This is a genomic window from Rhodococcus sp. NPDC127527, from assembly GCF_042672245.1.
Lineage (GTDB): Bacteria > Actinomycetota > Actinomycetes > Mycobacteriales > Mycobacteriaceae > Rhodococcus_G.
The window spans coordinates 179,315-201,949 of sequence record NZ_JBHXVP010000002.1 but is presented as its reverse complement, the minus strand read 5'-3'; the positions used below and the strand labels follow the sequence as shown (position 1 = coordinate 201,949).

Genomic DNA, 22,635 nt, shown 5'->3' with positions numbered 1-22,635 from the left:
GCAGACGTCGCCGCCGACCCCGACCATCTGCAATGCCGGCAGGTCTTCGCCGCGCATGGTCCCGAGCGCGGCAGGCGCGCTCATCACGTGGGTCACCTGCTGCTCGCGCAACAGCACCGCGAGTTCGTCACCGCCGACGACCTCCGGCGGCGCGACCACCATGGTGGCGCCCGCACTGAACGAGGAGATCATCTCGAACAGCGACGCGTCGAAGCTGGCGGACGACATCCGCAGCACCCGAGACGTGTCGGTGACGGCGAAATCCGGACGCGACTCCGCGCAGAACGGGGTCAGCCCGGTATGGGTGACCACCACACCCTTCGGCATGCCGGTCGAACCCGAGGTGTAGATCATGTACGCCACGTTGTCCGCGGACAGCGGCATCGTCCGATCCAGGTCCGTCACCGGGGCGTCGGAGAATCCCACGGCCGCCTCGCCGTCCAGCTCGAACCACTCGCTCGTGCCCGGCAGACCCTCGCGGACCCCGGTGATCGTCAACCCCAGTGCCGCACCGGAATCGGCGAGGATGTGCTCGATCCGCCCGGCCGGCAACGCCGGGTCGACCGGCACGAACGCGGCCCCACTCTTGGCGACCGCCCACATCGCGACCACCGACTCGATCGACCGCGGGAACGCCAGCGCCACGAACGACTCCGGCCCGGCCCCCCGCGAGATCAACAGCCGCGCAATCTGGTTCGACGTCGCATCGAGCTCGGCATAGGTCATCTCGGTGCCGCCCGCAACCAGCACGGCCTTCTCCGGGTCCACGGCCGCACCGGCCGTCAGGATCTCCGGCAGCAGCCGCACCGGCAACGGCGCCACGAGCGCCCGCTCCGCAACCGTCGCCCGCTCCGCCTCGCCCAGCAGGTCGAGCTCGCCGACCGGCACCGCCGGGTCGGCCGCGACAGCGCCGAGCAGACGCACCAGCCGCTCGACGAACCCACGCGCCGTCGACTCGTCGAACAGGTCCGCCGCGTACATCAGCGAACCCGCCAGACCGTCCTCGCCGTCGCGGAAGGTCAGCTCCAGGTCCAGCTTCGCGACGGCAAGCTCGGTGTCGAGCGCCGACACCGCGATGCCCGGCAGTTCGAACGACGTCACCCCCATGTTCTGCAGCGACAGCGCCACCTGGAACAGCGGCGAATGCGCCTGCGAGCGAGGCGGATTCACCACCTCGACGACCCGCTCGAACGGCACGTCGGCATGACCGAACGCGGCCAGGTCGGTGCTGCGCGTCTGTGCCAGCAACTCGTCGAAGCCGAGGGCGGGGTCGATCTCGGTGCGAAGCACCAGGGTGTTGACGAACATTCCGACCACGTCGTCGAGCGCCGCCTCGCCGCGACCGGCGATCGGGGTGCCGACGGTGATGTCGCTCGATCCGCTGACTCGCGACAGCGTCGCGGCCAACGCCGCGTGCAGCACCATGAACAGGGTGGACTGCGTCGCCAGCGCGAGCTCACGCAGCCGCCCGGCCAGTTCCGCATCCACGGTGAACTCGGTCCGGGCACCGCGCATCGACGCCACCGGCGGACGCGGGCGGTCCGTCGGCAGCTCCAGCACCGCGGGTACGTCGGCCAACTGCTCACGCCAGTACCCGAGCTGGACCGCCGCCAGCGACGCCGGATCGTCCTCCGACCCGAGCACCTCGCGCTGCCACAGCGCGAAGTCCGCGTACTGGACCGCCAACGGCTCCCACGCCGGCGCCAGCCCCTCGGCCCGGGCGCCGTAGGCCACCATCACGTCGCGGGCCAGCGGTCCGACGGAGAAGCCGTCGGCCGAGATGTGGTGCACCGCGACCGCGAAGACGTGCTCTGCAGTGTCTGACTGGGTCGCTCCGCCGGCTCCGCTCTGGCCGATCTTGAACAGCCGGGCGCGCAACGGGATTTCGGTCGAGACGTCGAACCCGCGGGACGCGAACTCGACCAGCGACGCCGTGAGGGCGTCCGCGGGCACGTCGACCTCGTCGAGGTCTGCGGTGAACTCGCCGAGGTCCGCGACCACCTGGTGGGGGCCGTCCGCCGAGTTGGGGAACACCGTGCGCAGCGACTCGTGTCGGGCGAGCACGTCACCGACCGCCGCCCGCAACGCGGTCACGTCGAGTTCTCCGGTCAGCCGGATGGCCAGCGGAATGTTGTAGGCCGGTGAGGCGGTGTCGAACTGGTTGACGAACCACATCCGGGACTGCGCCAGCGAGAGCGGGATCCGCTTCGGCCGCGGACCGGCGACCAGCGCCACCCGGCCACCGGCACCGACGTGCCGCTCCGCCGCCACCGCGAGCGCGCTCACCGTCGAGGCCTCGAACAGCACCCGCACCGGCACCTGCGCGTCCAGCGCGGCACCGAGCCGGGAGATCACCTGGGTGGCGATGAGCGAGTTGCCACCGAGGGCGAAGAAGTCGTCGTCGGCACCGACCCGCTCGACTCCGAGCACCTCGGCGAACACCCCGGCGACGATCTGCTCGACCGGCGTCGAGGGCGCCCGGAAGGCGACGGCCTCGAACTCCGGCACCGGCAGCGCCTTGCGATCGAGCTTGCCGGTGACCATCATCGGCAGCGCGTCGAGCACCACCACCTGAGCGGGCACCATGTACGCCGGCAAGGACGCCGACAGCTGAGTGCGCAGTTCCTGCGGATCGAGGGCGACCCCCGGGTCACCGACCACATAGCCGAGCAGTCGCTGCCCGGTGTACGGACTCTCGTGCACTGTCACCACGGCCTGCGACACCCCGTCGCAGCCGACGAGGGCGGACTCGATCTCACCGAGTTCGATACGCAGCCCGCGCAGCTTGACCTGTGAGTCGGCGCGGCCCACGAAGTCGAGTTCGCCGTCACGCGTCCAGCGCACCAGGTCACCCGTGGCGTACATCCGGGTCCCGGCCTCGCCGAAGGGATTCGCCACGAACTTGCGCGCGGTCAGCTCGGCGCGGTCGTGGTAGCCACGGGCCAGCCCGGCGCCGGACAGGTACAGCTCACCGACCACACCGAGGGGCACCGGCCGCAGCCGCGTGTCGAGCACCACCGCGCCCACACCCGAGATCGGTGCACCGATGGTGATCCGGTCACCGGCGGCCAGCGTTCCGGTCCGGGTGACGACGATGGTGGTCTCGGTCGGACCGTAACCGTTGAAGAACAACCGCCCCGGGGCCAACCGCGCCACCAGTTCCGGCGGGCAGACGTCGCCGCCGACGCCCACCATCTCGAGGGCGGGCAGGTCCTCCGCGCGCATGGTCCCCATCGCCGCGGGTGCGCTCATCAGGTGACTCACCCGCTGCCGGCGCACCAGCCGCGCCAGTTCGTCGCCGCCGACGACCTCCGGCGGCGCGACCACCATCGTGGCACCCGCGCTGAACGAGGTCAGCATCTCGAACATCGACGCGTCGAAGCTTGCCGACGCCAGCCGCAGCACCCGCGACTTCGAGGTGACGCCGAGCTCCTGGTGCGAGTCCGCGGTGAACGCGGCCAGTCCGGTGTGGGTGACCACCACGCCCTTCGGCATGCCGGTCGAACCGGAGGTGTAGATCATGTACGCGACGTTGGTCGCGGACAGCGCAGCCGTCCGGTCCCGATCGGTGATCGGGGTGTCCGCCAGTCCCTCGGCAGCGTCGCCGTCGAGCTCGAGCCACTCGGTCGTGGCGGGCAGCGTTTCGCGTACCCCGGCCACCGTCAATCCCAGCTCCGCACCGGAATCGGTGAGGATGTGCTCGATCCGCGCGGTCGGCAACGCCGGGTCGACCGGCACGAACGCCGCACCGGACTTCGCGACCGCCCACATCGCGACCACGGACTCGACCGACCGCGGGAAGGCCAGCGCCACGAAGGCCTCCGGGCCGATTCCCCGCGAGATCAACAGCCGCGCAAGCCGGTTCGACGTCGCGTCGAGTTCGGCGTAGGACATGTCGGTGCCGGATGCGGTCAGCGCGACCGCGTGCGGGTCCAGCGCCGCGCCTGCGGCGAGGATCTCCGGCAGCAACATCACCGGCAACGGCGCCGCGAGTGCGCGGGCATCGATCGTCGCCCGCTCCGCCTCGTCCAGCAGGTCGAGTTCGCCGACCATTGCGGACGGGTCGGCCGCGACCGACTCGAGCAGTCGCACGAACCGCTCGGTGAACCCGCGGGCCGTGGACTCGTCGAACAGGTCCGCCGCGTAGGTCAGCGTGCCCCGCAGTCCGTCCTCCCCGTCGCGGAAGGTGAGTTCGAGGTCGAGCTTCGCGACGGAGACGTCCGCCTCGAGTTCCGAGACCTCGATGCCCGGCAGCCCGAAGGACGCCGTTCCCTGGTTCTGCAGCGAGAGCGCCACCTGGAACAGCGGCGAATGCGCCTGCGAACGAGGCGGATTGACCACCTCGACGACCCGCTCGAAAGGCACGTCGGCATTGCCGAACGCGGCCAGGTCCACCGCGCGGGTCTGCTCGAGCAGTTCCGCAAAGCTCTGGTCCGGGTTCACCTCGGTGCGGAGCACCAGGGTGTTGACGAACATGCCCACCAGGTCGTCGAGGGCCGCCTCGCCCCGTCCGGCGATCGGGCTACCGACGGTGATGTCGGAGGTCCCGCCGAGGCGGGCGAGCTGCACCGCCAACGCGGCGTGCAGCACCATGAACAGCGTCGACTGTCGCTCACGGGCCAGGACCGTCAAGCTCTCCAGCAACGCCGCGTCCACCGCGAAATCGGTGCGCGCGCCGCGCATCGAGGCCACCTGCGGGCGCGGCCGGTCGGTCGGCAGCTCCAACATCGCCGGTACGCCGGCCAACTGCTCGCGCCAGTATCCGAGCTGGACCGAGGCCAGCGACTCCGGATCGTCCTCCGACCCGAGCACCTCGCGCTGCCACAGCGCGAAGTCCGGGTACTGCACCGCCAACGGCTCCCACGTCGGCGCGAGCCCCTCGGTCCGCGCCAGGTACGCCACCATCAGATCCCGCGCCAACGGACCAGCCGAGAACCCGTCCGACGAGATGTGGTGCACCACGAACGCGAAGACGTGCTCGCGCTCGCCAACCCGGAACAGGCTCGCCCGCAGCGGAATCTCGGCCGACACGTCGAAGCCCCGCAACACGAAGCCCGTCAACGCGGCCATCAGGTCGTCAGCCGACACCGCCACCTCGTCGAGGGTCAGCCGGACGTCGCCGATACCGACGACCACCTGAGACGGGCCGTCGGCCGAGTTCGGGAAGACCGTCCGCAGCGACTCGTGCCGCGCCAGCACATCTCCCACGGCCGCCCGCAGCGCCGCGACATCCAGGTCACCCGCCAACCGCACCGCGACCGGAATGTTGTACACCGGTGACGCCGTGTCGAACTGGTTGATGAACCACATCCGGGCCTGCGCGAACGACAGCGGGAGCCGCTCCGGCCGCGGGCCCGCGACCAGGGCCTTGCGGCCACCGACGCCCGCATGCCGCTCGACCGCCACGGCCAGCGCGCCGACAGTCGGAGCCTCGAAGAGCATCCGCACCGGCACCTGCGCATCCAGTTCCGCCCCGATGCGCGAGACGACCTGCGTCGCCACCAACGAGTTGCCACCCAACTCGAAGAAGTCGTCGTCCAGACCGACCCGGTCCACCCCGAGCACCACCGCGAACACACCCGCGACGATCTCCTCCACCGGGTTCGTCGGCGCCCGGAAGTCCCGCACCTCGAACACCGGCGCCGGCAACGCCTTCCGGTCCAACTTTCCGGACGAGTTCAACGGGAACTCGCCGAGCACCACGAACGCCGACGGCACCATGTACGACGGCAACGACCGCCCCGCGAACTCCTTGAGCCCGTCCACCTCGACCGAAGCGCCCGACGCGGGCACCACATACGCAACCAGGTGATCGCCCGTCGCCGTCGGCACCACCAACACCGCCGACTGCAACACCGACTCGTGCGCCAACAGCGCCGTCTCGATCTCACCGAGCTCGATCCGCTGACCACGGAACTTCACCTGGAAGTCCGTCCGACCGATGTAGTCGATCTCACCATCGGCCCGCCACGTCACCAGGTCACCGGTGCGGTACATCCGGGCCCCGTCGCCGCCGAACGGGTTCGCCACGAACCGATCGGCCGTCAGGTCCACTCGCCCGTAATAGCCGCGCGCAAGCTGCACGCCACCCAGGTACAGCTCACCCGGAACACCCACGGGAACCGGCCGCAACCGGCCGTCGAGCACGAACACCTGCGAGTTCCACTCCGGCCGACCGATCGACACCGCACCGCCGACCGCCGTGCCGGTCACGTCGGCATAGGTGATCGACACCGCCGCCTCCGTCGGCCCGTACAGGTTGTGCACCCCCGCATCGGACACCAACGCGAAGTCACGCACGGTCTCCGCCGGCAACGCCTCACCGATCACGAACACGTAGCGCAGCGACGACAGGTCCGCACGCGCAACAGAGCCCGCGAACACGGTCAGCATCGACGGCACGAAGTCGGTGACCGTCACACCCCGCGCGCGGATGGTCTCCGCCACGTACGCCGGGTCACGATGCCCGTCCGGCGTCGCCACCACCAACTGCGCACCCACGCGCAGCGGCATGAACCAGCCCCACAGCGACACGTCGAACGTCGTCGCGGTCTTCTGCAGGTACACATCCGACCCGCCGAGCGGGTACTCCGCCAGCATCCAGGCAATCTGGTTGGCGATCGCGCCGTGGCTGACCGCCACACCCTTCGGCTTGCCCGTCGACCCCGACGTGAAGATCACGTACGCCGGATGCGCCGGCGCCAACCGGGAGATCCGGTCCGCGTCGGTGACCGTCGCCGCCGAGAATCCTGCTGTGTCGAGGGTGTCGATCCGCAGAACAGACCTCTCCCCCGGAATATGCACACCGTCCCGCGAGACGGTCAGCACGCAGGCCGGATCGGCGGTGTCCAGGATGTGCCCGATCCGCTCCGCCGGATGGTCCGGGTCCACCGGCACGTACGCGCCACCCGCCTTGACCACCGCGTAGATGCCGACGACCAGGTCGATCGAACGCCGAATCGCCAACGCCACCAACGACTCCGGTCCCACACCCTCGGCGATCAGCAACCGCGCCAACCGGTTGACCCGGGCATCGAACTGCGCGTAGGTCAGTTCCTCGCCCTCGTACGCGACGGCCGTCGCGTCCGGGGTCGCCGCGACCTGGACGTCGTACGCGTCGAGGAGGAGGTCCCCGGCGTCGACGACATGATCCGAGTCGTTCCAGCCGGTCAGCACCAGCGCCCGCTCGTCCTCGTCGAGCAGTTCGACATCACCCACGGCCACCGCCGGATCGGCGGACACGGCCCGCAGTACCCGGGTGAACCGGTCGCCGAACAGCCGCACGGTGGACTCGTCGAACAGGTCCCGCGCGTACGTCAGCTCCACCGCCATCCCCGCCGGCGCACCCGACTCGTCGACACTCTCGGTCACCGTGACCTGCAGGTCGAACTTCGCGATCGCGGCGTCGAAGTCGAGACCGGAGACGGTCAAGCCGTCCAACTCGAGAGACGGCTGGGTGTGGTTCTGGAAGAACAACGCCACCTGGAACAGCGGGTGTCGTCCCTGCGAACGGGCCGGGTTGAGCACCTCCACGAGCCGCTCGAACGGCACGTCCGCGTGCCCGAACGCACCGAGATCGGTCTCCCGCACGTCGCCGAGCAGTTCGATGAACGACGCCGCCGGATCGACCTCGGTCCGCAGCACCAGGGTGTTGACGAACATGCCCACAAGGTCGTCGAGCGCCACGTCGCCGCGACCGGCGACCGGCGTACCGATGGCGATGTCGCCGGTGCCCGACAGTCGCGCCAGCAGCACCGCGAGCGCCGCGTGCACGACCATGAACAACGACGAACCGTTGCCGCGCGCGGTACTCGCCAGCGCCGCATGCAGATCCGCGTCCACCGCGAACTCCACCGCGCCGCCCACGTTGGATGCCACCGCCGGCCGAGGCCGATCGCTCGGCAAGTCCAACTGCGCCGGAATACCGTCCAGATCGGACTTCCAGTACTCGAGCTGCCCGGCGATCAACGACCGCGGATCGTCCTCCGACCCGAGCACCTCGCGCTGCCAGAGGCTGTAGTCCGCGTACTGCACCGCCAGCGGCGCCCAGCCGGGTGCCTCGCCGGCCGAACGGGTGGCGTAGGCGATCATCACGTCGCGGGTCAGCGGCCCCACCGAGAACCCGTCCGCGGCGATGTGGTGGATCACCAGCACCAACACGTGCTCGGTCTCGTCGACCTGGAACAGCTTTGCGCGCAACGGCACCTCGGACGTCACGTCGAACCCGGTCGTGACGGCCTCGCCCACCCGCTCGAGGAGTTCGTCTGAACCGACGGCCACCGGCGTCAGGTCCGGGACGACCTCGCCGGCGGGCAGGATCACCTGAACGCCGGTGCCCCCGCTCTCGGGGTAGACGGTCCGCATGATCTCGTGCCGGGCAACGACATCTGCAATCGCGGACTGCAGCGCCGCCACGTCCAGAACGCCCGAGAGCCGGATCGCGGCGGGGATGTTGTTGACCGCGGACTCGGAATCGAAGCGGCTGAGGAACCACATCCGCTGCTGCGCGAGCGACAGCGGAATCGACTCCGGGCGCTCCTGTGCGACCAGCGCCTTCCGTCCGCCCTGCCCCGCATGCTGCTCGAGTGCCACCGCGAGCGCGGCGACGGTCGACGCCTCGAACAACGTCCGCACCGGCACCGTCGTGTCCAGGGCTGACCCGAGCCGGGCCGCGACCTGCGTGGCGATCAGCGAATTGCCGCCGAGCGCGAAGAAGTCGTCGTCGACGCCGACCCGCTCCACCTCGAGCACCTCGGCGAACACCCCGGCGACGATCTCCTCGATCGGCGTCGACGGCGCCCGGAACACCGCGGCCTCGAAGGTCGGCACCGGCAGCGCCTTCCGGTCCAGCTTGCCGTTGACGGTCACCGGCAGCGCGTCGAGGACGAGCACCTGCGCCGGCACCATGTACGACGGCAACGGCCCGGCCAGCTCGTCGCGCAGCGCCTGCGGGTCGAGCGCGACCCCCTCCTCGCCGACGACGTAGCCGAGCAGCCGGTCCCCCGTGTGGGGATCGTGGTGCAGCACCACGACCGCCTGGGCCACGCCCGCGCAGCCGGCCAGGGCTGCCTCGACCTCACCGAGTTCGATACGCAGTCCGCGCAGCTTGACCTGGGAGTCGGCGCGCCCGATGAAGTCGAGCTGACCGTCGGCGGTCCAGCGCACCAGGTCACCGGTGGCGTACATCCGGCTGCCGGGGGCCCCGTGCGGGTTCGCCACGAAGCGCCCCGCCGTCAGAGCCGCGCGGTCGTGGTAGCCGCGAGCCAGACCGGCGCCCGACAGGTAGAGCTCACCCACGACACCGACCGGCACCGGGCGCAAACGCGCGTCGAGCACGGCCGCACCGGCACCGCCGATCGGGGCGCCGATGGTGATCCGGTCACCGGGCGACAACGACTCGGTGGACGTGATGACGATGGTGGTCTCGGTGGGGCCGTAGCAGTTGAAGAAGCGCCGCCCCGGCGCGAGCCGGGCCATCAGCTCCGGCGGGCACACGTCGCCGCCGACCATCACGGTGCGCAGGTCGGGCAGGTCCCGGGTGTCCATGGTGCCGAGCACCGCGGGTGCGGTGAGGACGTGGCTGACCCGCTCCTCGCGCAGCAGGGTCGCGAGTTCGTCGCCACCGACGACCTCGGGCGGGGTGATCACCATCGTCGCCCCGGCACTGAAGGCGGCCAGCATCTCGAACACCGACGCGTCGAAGCTGGCGGACGACAGCCGGAGCACCCGCGACTCGGGTTCGAGGCCGACCTCGGGGCGGGTGTCCGCGCAGAACGCGGCCAGCCCGGTGTGGGTCACCTCGACGCCCTTCGGGGTGCCCGTCGACCCCGAGGTGTAGATCATGTAGGCCACGTTGGCCACGGTCAGGGCGGCGGTCCGGTCCCGGTCGGTGACCGGGGTGTCCGGTCGCGAGGACTCCTCGCGCAGCACCTGGTCGTCGTCGAGCACCAGCCACTCGACGCCGCCGGGCAGCACGCCGCGGGTGCGCGCGACGGTCATGCCGAGCGCCGCGCCGGAATCTTCGAGGATGTACTCGATCCGGGCCGTCGGGAGGGCGGGGTCGACGGGGACGAAGGCCGCACCGGTCTTGGCGACGGCCCAGAACGCGAGCAACGCCTCGGCCGAACGCGGGAACGCCATCGCCACGAAGGTCTCGGGACCGATTCCCCGCGAGATCAGTGTCCGCGCAAGACGGTTCGACCGTCCGTCGAGCTCCGCGTAGGACATCTCGTCCCCGTGCAGGGTCAGCGCCGCCGCCGTCGGATCCACGGCTGCGCCGGTGGTGAGGATCTCCGGCAGCAGCCGGGCCCGCGGCATCTGCGCGACGGCGCGATCGGCGAGCATCGAGCGCTCGGTGCCGTCGAACAGGTCGACCTCGCCGACGACGGTCGACGGGTCGACGACGACGGAACCCAGTACCCGCACCAGCCGGTCGACGAACCGACGTGCGGTGGCCTCGCCGAACAGGTCCGCGGCGTAGGTCAGCGAGCCGGTCATGCCCCGGTCGCTCTCGCGGAAGGTCAGTTCCAGATCGACCTTGGCGACGTCGATGCCCGGATCGAGCATCGACACCCGCACGTCCGGCAGCTCGAGCGATCCGACGCCCTGGCTCTGCAGCGACAGCGCCACCTGGAACAGCGGCGAGTACGACTGCGACCGAGGCGGATTCGCGATCTCGACGACCCGCTCGAACGGCACGTCGGCGTTGCCGTACGCGGCGAGGTCGACGGCGCGGGTGCGGGCCAGCAGGTCCGCGAAGGTCAGCTCGGGGTCGACCTCGGTCCGCAGCACCAGCGTGTTGACGAACATCCCGACCACGTCGTCGAGGGCGGCCTCGCCGCGACCGGCGATCGGGCTGCCGACGGTGATGTCGGTGGTCCCGCTCAACCGCGCCAACTGCACCGACAGCGCTGCGTGCAGCACCATGAACAGGGTGGCGCTCTGTTCGAGTGCCAGCTCGCGCAGTCGGTCGGTCAGATCCGCGTCGAGCGCGAAGTCGACGCGGGCGCCCCGGTACGACGCCACCGCCGGACGGGGATTGTCGGCGGGCAACTCGAGCACGCCCGGCGCCCCGGCCAGCCGGTCGGCCCAGTACCCGAGCTGGACCGAGGCCTGCGAGGCGGGGTCGTCCTCCGACCCGAGCACCTCCCGCTGCCACAGCGCGTAGTCCGCGTACTGCACCGGCAACGGCTCCCAGTCCGGGCTCCCGCCACGGGTGCGGGCCGTGTACGCGGTCAGCAGGTCCCGCGCCAGCGGGAGGGTCGAGAATCCGTCGGCGCTGATGTGGTGGACCACCAGCACCAGCACGTGGTCGTCGGGCGCGGGCCGGAAGAGGCCGCCGCGCAGCGGAACCGCGGCGGTCACGTCGAATCCGCCGGACACCAGGGCCGCGATCGCGGCCCGCAGGGCGTCCTCGCCGTCGACCTCGACCGGAGTCAGCGGGACCGTCACGTCGGCCGCGGGCAGGATCGACTGCCGTGGACCGTGCTCGGAGTCCGGGAACACCGTGCGGAGCGATTCGTGCCGGGCGATGACGTCGTGCACCGCGGCCGCGAGGGCTACCGTGTCGAGGGCACCGGTCAGCCGCACCGCGAGCGGGATGTTGTACACGGCGGATTCGGGGTCGTAGCGGTTGAGGAACCACATCCGCTGCTGCGCCAGCGACAACGGGATCGACTCCGGCCGTTCCCGCGCCGCCAACGCGGCTCGGTCCGCGACCTCGTGCGTGTCCAGCAGGATCGCGAGATCGGCCACGGTCGAGCTGCCGAAGATCTCCCGAACGCGAAGCCCGGTGCCCGCGGTCGCGTTGAGCCGCGCGACCACCTGGGTGGCGCTGAGCGAGTTGCCGCCGAGCGCGAAGAAGTCGTCGTCCGCGCCGACCCGCTCGGTCCCGAGCACATCGGCGTAGACGTCCGCGACCAACTGCTCGGCGGCAGTGCGCGGCGGCTGGTACTCCCGGACCGCGAAGACGGGCTGCGGGAGGGCGCGGCGATCCACCTTGCCGCCGGGCGTCAACGGCACCTCGGCGAGGACCGTCACCGACGCCGGCACCATGTACTCCGGCAGCCGATCCCGGACGTGGGCCATCAGGCCGGCGATGTCGACGTCGATGCCGGTGCGCGGCAACACGTACGAGGCGAGCGACCGCACGCCGCCCGGGCCGTCGAAGCCCACGGTCACGGCGAAGTCCACGTCCGGGTGAGCGGACAACACGGTGTCGATCTCACCCAGCTCGATCCGATGACCACGGATCTTCACCTGGGCGTCGGTACGGCCGAGGTACTCGAGCGTCCCCTCCCGCGTCCACCGCACCAGGTCCCCCGTCCGGTACAGGCGGGTACCCGCACCGCCGAACGGGTTGGCCACGAAGCGCTCCGCGGTCAGCGGCAGCCGCGCGTGGTAGCCGCGCGCCAGGCCCACTCCCGACAGGTAGAGCTCACCCGCGACACCGACCGGCACCGGGTGCAGCCGGGCGTCCAGCACCACGACGTCGGTGCCCACGACCGGACCACCGAGTGTCACCGGCCGACCGACGACCATGGGATCCGAGTGCACCGCGACCACGGTCGACTCGGTGGGCCCGTACGCGTTGAACATCTTCCGACCCGGTGCCCACCGCTCGACCAGTGACGCCTCGCAGGCGTCGCCTCCGACGACGACCACCTCGAGGTGGTCGAGCCCGGCCGGATCGACGGTGGCCAACGCTGCCGGGGTCACGAAGGCATGCGTCACCCGCTGCTCGCGCAGCAGCGCGGCCAGGGCTTCGCCGCCGTAGACGTGCGTCGGCGCCACCACCATCGCGGCTCCCGCACCGACCGCCATCATCAGCTCGAGCACCGAGGCGTCGAAGCTCGGCGACGCGAAATGCAGTGTCCGGGAATCGGTCCGCACTCCGTAGCGGTTGCGCTGGTCGTCCGCGAAGGCACGCAGGCCTGCGTGGCTGACCACGACGCCCTTCGGGACACCGGTGGAACCGGACGTGTAGATGACGTACGCCGGGTTCTCCGGCCGCACCACACCCGAGAGTTCGGCTGCGGTGAGCGCGGCCGCGGACAGGGCCGCGACCCGCTGCACCGAGTCGGCCTCGTCGAGGACCAGCCAGCGCACCGAATCGCCGAGAGCCGAACGACTCGCCTCGACGGTCACACCCACCGCGGCACCCGAGTCCGAGAGCATGTGCTCGATCCGGTCGGCCGGATAGGTGGGGTCCACGGGCAGGAAGGCGGCACCGGTCTTCGCCACGGCCCACACGGCCGTCACGGACTCGATCGACCGCTCCAGGGCGACCGCGACGCACGACTCGGGTCCGACCCCCATCCCGATCAGCTCGCGCGCAACACGATTCGAGCGCGCGTCGAGATCGGCGTAGGACAGGGCTGTCCCCTCGAACACCAGAGCGTCCCCGTCGGGATCGGCCGCGACGGCCTCGGCGAGCAGCTCTGCCAGGGTGGACGCGGAGGGCTCCGGCCGCGCCGGCCCCGCACCCAGCGCCAGCAACGACGCCCGTTCCGCCGCATCCAGGATGGCGATGTCCCCCACCGGCGCCGCCGGTGTGCGCACCGCGGCGCCGAGGATCCGCAGGAAGCGCGTGGCGAACCCGACCACGGTCTTCTCGTCGAACAGGTCGGTGGCATAGACGAACTCGGCGGCCGCGCCCTCGGCGTCCTGCAGCTCGCTGACCGTCAGCTGCAGGTCGAACTTGGCCACGCCGAAGTCGAGCGGCTCACGTCCGATCTGCAGACCCGGCAGGGCGAACCCGTCGACCGGCAGGTCCTCGAACGCCAGCACGACCTGGAACAGCGGATGGTGTGCGAGGGTACGGACCGGTGCGGCGACCTCCACCAGACGCTCGAAGGCCACGTCCGCGTGCCCGAACGCGGCGAGGTCGACCGCGCGGACCTCGCCGACCAGCTCCTCGAACGAACGCGCCCCGTCCACCTCGGTGCGCAGCACCAGGGTGTTGACGAACATGCCCACCACGTCGTCGAGCGTGGACTCCCCGCGGCCGGCGACCGGGGTGCCGATCGCGATGTCGGCGGACTCGCTCAACCGGGCCAGCAGCACCGCGAGCGCCGTGTGCAGCACCATGAACGGCGTGGCGTTCGCGCGCCGGGCGATCTCGCGGACTCCGCGGTAGACGTCCGCCTCGATGGTGAAGGGCACCGCGGCGCCGCGGTAGGTCGGAGTCGGCGGGCGACGGTGATCGTAGGGCAGCACCAGTAGGTCCGGCAGGCCGGCCAGTCGCTGCGCCCAGTACCCCAGCTGACCCGAGACCAGCGACTGCGGGTCCGATTCCGATCCGAGGATCTCCTGCTTCCACAGGGCGTAGTCGGCGTACTGGACCTCCAGCGGCTCCCAGCCGGGCGCCTGCCCGTGGGCGCGGGCACCGAACGCGACCATGACGTCGCGGGCGAGCGCCTGCATCGACCAGGCGTCGATGCTGATGTGGTGCACGACCATCGAGAGCACGTGCTCGTCGGGGGCCACCCTCAGCAGGCGCAGCCGCACCGGCGGCTCGGTGGTGACGTCGAAGCCGCCGGCCGCCTCGTCGCGCAGTCGATCCGCGAGCTCGGCGGGGGTCACCGCCCCGACCGGCAGTGCGACGTCGACGTCGTCCACCGCGAGGACCACCTGGCTGGGACCGTCGACCGAATCGGGGTAGCGGGTGCGCAGCGACTCGTGCCGGCCCAGCACGTCCGCGACCGCCTCGCGCAACGCGTCCACGTCGAGAGTGCCGCTCAGCCGCAGGGCGACCGCGACGTTGTAGGCACCGGAACCGGTGTCGAACTGGTTGAGGAACCACATCCGGGACTGCGCCGGCGACAGCGGGATCCGTGCCGGACGCTCGATCCGGGTCAGTGCACGACCGAGCCCCTCGCTGCCACCGGCGTCGAGACGGGCCGACAGTGCCGTGACCGTCGGAGCCTCGAACAGCTCGCGCACGCCGACCCGTACACCGAGTTCGGTGTGCAGGCGGGCGAGCAGGCGGGTCGCGAGCAGCGAGTTGCCGCCGAGGTGGAAGAAGTTGTCGAACGCACCGACTCGCGGCACGCCGAGCAGCTCCGCGCAGATCCGCGCGACCACGAGTTCGGTGGCCGTGGCGGGGGCGACGAACTCCGCGCCCGCGAACTCGGGTTCCGGCAGTGCCTTTCGGTCCAGCTTGCCGTTGGCGTTCAGCGGGAGTTCGTCGAGCACGACCAGCACCGACGGCACCATGTAGGCCGGCAGGTCACGCCCGGCGGCCTCGAGCACTGCCGCCCGGTCGATCTCGGCGCCCGGCGCGGGCACCAGGTAACCGGCGAGGAACTCGCCGCCCACGCCCCCACGCAGCGTCACCACCGCCTGACCGACCGTGTCGGCCTGCGCGAGCGCCGCCTCGATCTCGCCGAGTTCGATGCGCTGACCGCGCAGCTTGACCTGGAAATCGGATCGTCCGATGTACTCGAGCGCCCCGAGGCCGTTCCAGCGCACCAGGTCGCCGGTGCGGTACATCCGAGCGCCCGCATCCCCGAACGGGTTCGCCACGAACCGGTCCGCCGTCAGGTCGAATCGCCCGCCGTAGCCGCGGCCGACACCGACGCCGCCGACGTAGAGCTCACCCACGACACCCGCAGGGACAAGACGCATCCGGCTGTCGAGCACGTACAGGTCCAGGTTCGCGATCGGCGAGCCGATGGGCACGCCGGTGAGATCCGCGGCGGACGCCGCGTGGCTCGAGACCACGTCCGAGGCCTCGGTCGGGCCGTAGCTGTTGACCACGTGCAGCCCGGAACTCATCAGGGCCGCGATCTTGCCGACCCGGATCGGCTCGCCGCCGAGGACGACCATGTCGAGCCCGGCCAGGACACCGTCGACGTCGCTGTCCACGACCGCCTCGAAGGCGCTCGGCGACATGTTCGCCAGCGCCACACCACCGTTGCCGACGATCCGCAGGATGTCCCACGGGTCGAAGCCGTCCGCCGCGAGATGGATCGTGCGGCCGTCGGTCAGCGCCGCCCACACGTTCTTCTGGGTCAGGTCGAAGCTCGGCGAGGACGCGATCAGCAGTCCTCCCTCGGCCGGCAGCTCCCGCCGGTACCACGCGAGGGTGTTCTCGATGCCCGCCATCGGCACCAGCGTCGGCTTCGGCTTGCCCGTCGACCCCGAGGTGGAGATGACGTAGCCCAGGCGCTGACCCGCGCCCCGCTCACGCCACCGATCGACCGGGCGCGGGGCCACCGGCGCCGACTCCACGAAGGCATCCATCGCCACGACCGCGACCGGCAGGTCGGTGGCCGACTGGCTCACCGCGCACCGGGCGCCGGTGTCCGCGAGGATCGACTCGATCCGGTCTGCGGGGTACGTCGGGTCGATCGGCGCGTAGGCGGCCCCGGCCTTCCAGACCGCCAGCATCGCGACGACCCACTCCACCGACCGGGGCAGCAACAGCGCCACCACGTCGTCGGCACCGACGCCGAGCCGCGTCAGCTCGACGGACAGCGCCGTCGACCGGGCGTCGAGCTCCGCGTAGGTCGACGACCGATCGCCGGCCACCACCGCCGTTGTGTCGGGGCGCAGGTCCGCCTGCGCGGCGAACAACGCCACCGGAGAGGACTGTTCGGCGGGCAGTCGGTCGCCGCGCGACCACCCGAGCATCCGCTCGGGCTCACCCGCGGCGAAGAGGTCGATCTCCCCGACCGCCAGGTCCGGCTGCGCCGCGATGGTCTCGAGGATCCGGACCAACCGGGCGATCAGCACCGTCGCCTCGGCCCGGTCGAAGGACTGGGGCGCGTACCGCAGGCTCAGGCGCAGTTGCGGGTCGAGGATCGAGGTCAACGTGAGGGCGAAGTGGGTCGCGTCCTGTGCGTCGAGGTCGAGTACCCGCATTCCCCCGATGTCGGTGTTCTCGTCGAATCCGGACTTGTCCATCGGATACGACTCGAAGACGGTCAGGGTGTCGAACAGTTCCCCCACGCCGACGGCGGCCTGGATGTCGCCGAGGCCGACGTGGTGGTGATCGAGCAGGTCCGCCTGGTCACCCTGCAGGCGGGACAGGAAGTCGGCGACCGCCTCGTCCGGGTCGATCCGCACGCGCACAGGCACGGTGTTGATGAAGAGGCCCAGCATGGACTCCACGCCGGCCAGTTGCGGCGGGCGACCGGACACGGTGGCACCGAAGGTGACGTCACCGCGCGAGAGCAACCGTGCCAGCAGCAGACCCCACGCGGCCTGGACCACCGTGTTCACCGTCACCCCGCGCTCGCGGGCCGTGCGGCTCATCTCGTCGACCAGCCCGTCGGGCAGCTCGACGAGCAACTCCTCGGGCAGCGGGCCGGGTTCCCCCGGCACCCGGGCGGGTGCGATCAGGGTCGGCTCGGTGACCCCGTCGAGCGCTCGCGCCCAGGCGGCGCGCGCGGCATCGTCGTCGGTCTCGGCCAGCCAGGCGAGGTAGTCCCGGTACGAACGCGGCCGGGCGAGGTCGGCGACGTCCGCTCCGGCGGCGTAGGAGACGAGCAGTTCGCGCACCAGCAGCGGCATCGACCAGCCGTCGAGGACGATGTGGTGGTTGGTGATCGCGAGGACGTACCGATCGGCCGCCGTGCGAATCAGCAGGATCCGCAGCAGCGGCGGGCTGTCCATCGCGAACCGGGTGATCCGCTCGTCGTCGAGCAGCTTCTGCAGGCGGACCTCCTGCTCGTGCGCGGACAGCGCCCGCACGTCCACCTCGCGCCACGGCACGTCGACGTTCTCGTGCACGATCTGAACCGGGGTGCCGTCCTCGGCGTACCCGAACGCGGTGCGGAGGTTCTCGTGGCGGCGCACCAGATCGGTTGCGGCCGAGCGCAACCTACTCGAGTCGACGACGCCCGCCAGGCTCAGTCGCAGCTGCGCGGTGTACACGTCCACCGTCTGCTCGGAGAGTTCGGCGTGGAAGAGCAGGCCGCGCTGCAGCGGCGAGAGCGGCCACACGTCGGTCAGCAGTGGGTAGCGGCTCTCCCACCGCTCGATCTCGGCCTGGCCGACTCGGACGAGCGGGAAGTCGGACGGGGTGAAGCCGCCGGCGGCGGGCCGCTCGGCATGCGACGCGAGCCCCTCGAGGGCACGACGCCACAGGCCCGCGAGGTCGGTGACCTCGTCGGCGGTCAGCAGTCCGGTGGGGAAGGCGAAGGTCGCCGACAGCCGCGGCCCGTCGACCCCGTCGTCGACCACCGCGTTCACGTCCACCACCGCCGCGACGGTCAGCTCGGGACCGCTGGCGGCGTTGAGATCCGGTGCGTCCGGGTCCGGGATCCAGCCCAGGCCGCGCATCGACTCGGGCACCTGGGCCGCGCCGGTCCGGCCGAGGTAGTTGAAGCTGATCTGCGGCACGGGCAGTTCCGCGAGCACCGGAGCGGTGTCGCCGTCGAGGTACCGCAGGACACCGAACCCGACGCCGCGGTTCGGGACCGCGTGCAGCTGTTCCTTGACCGCCTTCATCACGGCGCCCGCCGCGTCACCACCGACGACGGCGCTGCCGAGATCCACCCCGGCGAGGTCCAGTCGCACCGGGAACAGGCTGGTGAACCAGCCCACCGTCCGGGACAGGTCCGCGCCGGCGACGGCGTCGTCCTCGCGACCGTGTCCCTCGAGGTTGAGCAGGACCGACGGCGCCTCGAGCCCGCGGCCGCTGCGCCACAAGGACACCGCCACCGCGAGTGCCGCGATCAGTCCCTCGCTGACGCCGCACCGGAAGGCGCCGGGCAGGGCGGTCAACAGGGACTCGGTCGTGGCGGTCGTCAGCTCCACCCGCACCCGGTCGGCCGTCTTCACCGTGTCGAGATCGGGGTCGAGGTCCCGGGCGCCGAGCGCCGGGTCCGGGCCCGAGAGAACCTCGGTCCAGTGGTCCATCTCGCCGACGAACGTCTTGGCGGCCGCCGAGTCGGCGACGCCGTGGGCCCATCGGCGCAGCGAGGTCCCGACCGGGGCCAGCTCCGGCGCAGCTCCCGCGGACGCCTGCATCCACGCCTGCGCGAGATCCGGGACGATGGTGCGCCACGACACCCCGTCGACGACCAGGTGGTGGGCCACGATCAGCAGCCGGTCCGTGTGCTCTGCCGCGGCCGATTCCGTTGCCAGCCAGACGAACTGGATCATGATCCCGTCGGCCGGGTCGAGTCTGCCGACGGCCGCCTCGCACTCGTCGAGCAGCGCTGTTGCGACATCGGCCGAGTCGACGGCGACCCGGCGCAGCAGTCGGGTAGGGTCGAGCGACTCGGCCCGGGTCTCGAACACCCAGCCGTCGCCGGCGGGCACGAACCGGGCACGCAGCGCGTCGTGACGCTCGGTGAGCGCGGCCACCGCCGAGGTCAGCGAGTCCTGAGCGACGCCGTCGGGGAGGGTGAGTGCGATCGCCTGGAAGAACGCGTCGGGGCCACCGCGATCGAGCATCGAGTGCACGATCGGCGTCAGGGGCACCGTTCCGACGCCGGCGCCGTCGAGTTCCGCCAGTGCCGCGACGTCCGAAGCCTCCACCGGGACAGCGATTTTCGCGATCTCCGCAATGGTCTTGCGTTCGAAGACGTCACGGGCCGAGAAGCGCAGCCCGCGCTCCTTGGCGCGCGCGACCAACTGGATCGCGATGATGCTGTCCCCGCCGACCGCGAAGAAGGAGTCGTCGACACCGACGCGCGGGGCGCCGAGCAGTTCGGCCACGACCTCCGCGATCACCTTCTCTGCGGCGGTCACCGGTTCGCGGTACTCCTCCGCGGCCGCACCGAACACCGGGATCGGCAACGCGCGCCGATCCAGTTTGCCCGCGGTGGTCAGCGGCACGCGGTCGATCACCATCACCACGGACGGCAGCATGTGCCCGGGCAGGAACTCCCCGGCCCGGGCGATGACCGCAGCCGGGTCCACTGCGTGTCCGGTCCGGGGCCGGACGTAGGACACCAGCGCGATCGCACCGTTGGTTCGTTCGTGCGCGATGGTGACGGCGAAGTCGATCCCGTCCTGCGACGTCAGCGCCGCGTCGATCTCGCCGAGCTCGATCCGGAAGCCGCGGATCTTGACCTGGTGGTCGGCCCGGCCCACGAACATCAACTCGTGATCCGGCGTCCACCTGACCTCGTCACCGGTCCGGTACATGCGCGATCCCGGCTCCTCGAAGGGATTCGCGACGAATCGCTCGGCGGTCAGGCCGCGCCGGTCGTGGTAGCCGCGGGCGAGCGCGGAACCGGCCAGGTACAGCTCACCGATCGCGCCCACCGGCACCGGGCGCAGGCGGCGGTCGAGCACCAGTGCGCTCGCACCCTGGATCGGCGCACCGATGGTGATCCGGTCGCCGGACGACAGCGGTCGCCCGGTCGTGATGACGATCGTCGTCTCGGTCGGCCCGTAGCTGTTGGTGAACCGGCAGACGTCGGCGAACTTCCCGACCAGGTCCGGGGTGCAGACGTCACCGCCGACCACCACCGCGCTCAGGTCGGCGAGCCCACCGGGGTCGACCGAGCCGAGCACGGTCGGCGCCGAGATGATGTGTGTGACCCGTTGCGACCGAAGCAGATCCACGAGATCGTCGCCGCCGTACACCTCGGGCGGGGCGACCACCATGGTGGCGCCGGCGCTGAAGGCCTGCACCATCTCGAACACCGAGGCATCGAAGCTGGCGGAGGAGAAGCGCAGCACCCGGGACGACGAGGTGATGTCCAGCTCGGGGCGCGCCGCGGCCGCGAAGTTGGCGAGTCCGGCGTGGGTGACCACCACACCCTTGGGCAGACCGGTGGATCCCGAGGTGTAGATGACGTACGCCGGGTTGCCGACCGCGAGGTGGTGACGCCGGTCCGCATCGGTGACCGGATCCGTTGGCAGACTGGAGAACCGGGCGATCGTCTCGGCGTCGTCGGTCACCAGCCAGTCGACGGAGGACGGCAGTGCGGCGCGCTGCGCCGCGGTGGTCAGGCCGACCAGGACGCCGGAGTCGGTGACCATGTGCATCTTGCGGTCGACCGGCAGTTCGGGGTCGATCGGCAGGAAGGCCGCACCGGACTTGGCGACCGCCCACACCGCGACGAGTGCCTCGACCGAGCGCGCGAAGGAGAGCGCCACGAACGACTCCGATCCGACACCCCGCTGCACGAGCAGTCGTGCGAGCTGGTTGGACCGGGCGTCGAGTTCCCGGTAGGTGACCCGCTCGTCGCCCGCGAGGATCGCCGTTCCGTCCGGGTTCGCCGCGACGCCGTCGGCGAGCAGGTCGGGCAGCAGTCGCGGGGCGTCGGCCACCGGTCCGCGCAACGGCACCAGTTCGGCGCGTTCGTCGTCGTGCAGGACGTCCAGACCCGACACCACGGTTGCGCCGTCAGCCCCGGCGAACTGGGTGAGGTACTCCAGGAACCGGGCGTGGTGGCCCTGTAGGTCCTCCCCGGTGTACAGGTTCGGGTTCGCCTCGAAGTCGATGTGCGGGCGGCTCCCGGCGACGCTCGGATAGATGTTGACCGACAGGTCCTCCACCGGACCGGTGGTCAGCACCCGCATCCGCCCGATCGCGGACCCGAGCCGGATCTCGCTGTGGAACATCATGATGTTGATCGCGGGACCGAAGAACCCCCGGCTGCCCGCCCCGGACCCCAGTCCGCGACGGATGTCCTCGTGCCGGAAGCGCTGGTGGCGCAGGGCACCGGTCAGCTCCACCTGCACCCGGGAGACGAGCTCCGCGACCGTCGTCTCGTTGCCGACCTGGACCCGCAGCGGGATCACGTTGGACACCATGCCGCCGGACCGGCGCATCTGCGCGGTGGTCCGCGCCGACACGGGCAGGCTCAACGCGACGTCGCTCTCGCCGGTGAGCCGGGACAGGAATGCGGCCACCGCCGCGATGGCGATCGGCGTGAACGCGGACTCGTGCACCTCGATGGCGGCCTCGGTCGCCGCCGGCATCGGTCCGCCTGCCACCAGGGAGAACGCACCGACCGCCGCCGTGCTCGCGGCGAGGCTGATCGGCTCGGGCAGGTTCTGGGTCCGTTCCGCCCAGTACTCGCGGTCCTTGGCGAACCGGGTGGACTCGCGGTAGCGCGCTTCGTCCTCGCAGATCTCCCGCACGGGACTGGCCTTGTGCTCGGCTGCCTGCCTGCCCTCGACGGCGGCCGTGTACAGCTCGGCGACGCGGTTCATGTAGGTCATCGCGCCGAACCCGTCGAGCGCGATGTGATGGATCCGGGCGTACCAGTACTGGTGGTCCTCGCCGATCCGCAACACCGCCGACTCGATCAACCGGTCCGTCAGCAGGTCGATCGGGGCGCTGTACTCGGCCCGCATCCAGTTCTCGGCCGCCTGCGCCGGATCGGCCTCCGACCGCAGGTCGACGAGCTTCATCTGGTCGTCGAGGGTCTCGTCGACGACCTGGGCGGGCTCACCGTCGTGTTCGACGATTCGCAGCATCCCGGTGCCCAGTTCCCGTGAGGCCACCGCCCCCGCGGTCCGCAGCGCCTCGAGGTCGAGGTCGCCGACCACCTCCACACACTGCGCAATCGTGATCGGCACGTCCGGGAGGAGATGTTGCGCGAACCAGATACCGCGCTGCGCGGCCGAGAGCGGGAAGGCCTCGGCGCCGTTTTCCGCACTCGCCTGGGGGTGTGCGGGAAGGTGGGCGGACTCACGGACAGAGTCACGTGCAGGAACCAC

General features: G+C 71.1%; 1 protein-coding gene (running past one end of the window). It reads right to left on the bottom strand.

The features are described from left to right. Nucleotides 1–22,635 carry the 5' portion of a non-ribosomal peptide synthase/polyketide synthase gene (locus ACFVH2_RS03850; RefSeq protein ID WP_378422428.1) on the bottom strand. Its footprint begins 4,905 nt before the window's first position, so the window shows 22,635 of its 27,540 coding nt (coding positions 1–22,635); its start codon is at nt 22,633–22,635; the stop codon falls past the left edge of the window.